The organism is Neobacillus drentensis, from assembly GCF_036965645.1.
GTDB lineage: Bacteria > Bacillota > Bacilli > Bacillales > Cytobacillaceae > Neobacillus > Neobacillus drentensis_D.
Genome location: NZ_JBALPZ010000238.1, coordinates 1 through 1,999, shown reverse-complemented (window position 1 = coordinate 1,999; position 1,999 = coordinate 1). Strand labels below are relative to the sequence as shown.

General features: G+C 31.2%; 2 protein-coding genes. Both read left to right on the top strand.

Going from position 1 to position 1,999, the window contains the following annotated elements:
• The first annotated feature begins 140 nt into the window (after positions 1 to 140).
• Positions 141 to 1,364 carry a glycoside hydrolase family 88 protein gene (locus tag V7266_RS29500; protein ID WP_335472771.1) on the top strand — a complete coding sequence of 408 codons (1,224 nt, stop codon included), beginning with the start codon at positions 141 to 143 and terminating at the stop codon, positions 1,362 to 1,364.
• Positions 1,365 to 1,389: 25 nt separating this feature from the next.
• Positions 1,390 to 1,999 (top strand): glycosyltransferase family 2 protein (locus tag V7266_RS29495; protein ID WP_335472770.1); only part of this gene is annotated, 610 nt, incomplete at its 3' end.

The following is a 1,999-nucleotide window of genomic DNA, read 5'->3' as shown; positions in this document are numbered from 1 at the left end:
ATATGACAAATAATTTATGGAAAAAACAGGCATTGCTTAACTCGTTTTTAGTTAATTTACACCACAAAATTCCTATAGATACAAAGAGTCTAGAGTCTATTTAAAATAATTTATATTACTTCGTACGAAAGGATACTACCATGGTCTTACAAGGTTTGCTTTTAATATTTCTTTTCCTTGCTTTGATAGTAATGTTTATTGATCTAGTACCTATTATTAAAGTTTGGATTTTAAGAATTAGGATTGGGAGTTATCAGGATAAATTAAATTGGAACAAGGCAATTATTAATAAAGGCACAAAATGGATTAAGAAAACACCCAAAATTCAAGTTACAGATAATACAAGGTTAATAATAATTGATATATTAAAGGGTAATTATTCGAACAGTGCAATCCAGCATTGGCAAGAGGCATCCTTAATATTAGGGCTTTCTGAATATCTTAATTATAACGATGATCCCAAAGTGAAAAATGAACTACAAGGATTTTTGGACCGAAAGTTTGATAGTAACGGTGATTGGCTTAAAAGGCCCGAAAATGTAGACGGAGCGATATTAGCTTACTCAATAATGAAAATTAATTTTATTAATATTGATAAATATAAAAAAGCGCTAGATTCTACTTGGGATCTAATTAAGGAACATATTGGCCAAGATGGTACCATTGAATACAGAAAGTCAATGAAGGTTTATAGATATGTAGATACTATAGGATTCATTTGTCCATTTTTGGTCTCTTATGGAACTAGGTACCGTAAAGAAGAATGTATTGATTTGGCAGTTAATCAAATTCTGTTTTATGAAAAACATGGTATGTTGGAGGGTATTAACATACCGTGCCATTCCTATAATATAAAAAACAATGTTCCCCTTGGTTTATATGGTTGGGGAAGAGGTCTTGGATGGTATGCAATTGGACTCATAGATGCTTGGTCGGAATTGCCAAATAGCCATAAATATAAATTAATTTTAGAAAACAGTATTAAAAGATTTGCACAAGCTGTCTTTAAATTCCAACAAAATAACGGTAGTTGGAATTGGACGGTAACTAGAGCTGAATGTAGACCAGACTCATCTGCTACATCAACTTTAGCATGGTTTCTGTTAAATGCATCAACTATTAATAGTATTTCAGATAAATGCATAGAAAGTACAAAAAAAGCTATTAATTACTTAATGAGTGTAACAAGACGAAATGGCTCTATTGACTTTTCACAGGGGGATACAAAAGATATAGGTGTTTACTCCAGTTTATTTAATATTTTACCTTTTACACAAGGGTTTAGTATTAGATGTATAAATCGATATTTTTATTCAGTCGAAAATAGTAAAACTAATAACAATAATAGACAAGACATTGTGTAAGAACATGTCGATGGGGGATAGTCCAATGAAAATCACGGTGTTCACCCCAACCTTTAATAGGGGATATATTGTAGAAAAACTATATAGGTCATTACAACAACAAACATTTAATGATTTTGAATGGTTGGTAATCGATGATGGATCTAAAGATAATACTGAGGAATTATTTAAAAAATGGATGAGTGAAGAAAATTCTTTCCCTATCAGATATATAAAATATGAAAATGGTGGAAAGCACAGAGCAATTAATAGGGCAACAGATATGGCAAATGGAGAGTTATTTTTTATTGTTGATTCAGATGATTACCTTACGAATGATGCTCTTGAAAGTATAGTTGAATGGGAGAAAAGCCTGTCAGATAAAAAATTATTTTGTGGTGTTTCTGGGAATCGCGGAAAGAGCAAAAATGACATCTTAGGAACCACATTTAATGGTGAATACATAGATGCCACTTCACTAGAGCGTAATAAGTTTAATATTAATGGGGATAAAGCTGAAGTTTTTTATACAGATATACTAAAAAGATATAAATTTGATGAGTTTGAGGGAGAAAAATTTATTTCAGAGGCTACGGTCTGGGAACGTATGGCTAACGATGGTTTCAAAATTAGATGGTTTAATAAAACAATTTATA

Coding starts and splice junctions, on each gene's coding strand:
- V7266_RS29500 (WP_335472771.1), top strand. CDS start 141: ATGGTCTTACAAGGTTTGCTTTTAATATTTCTTTTCCTTGCTTTGATA.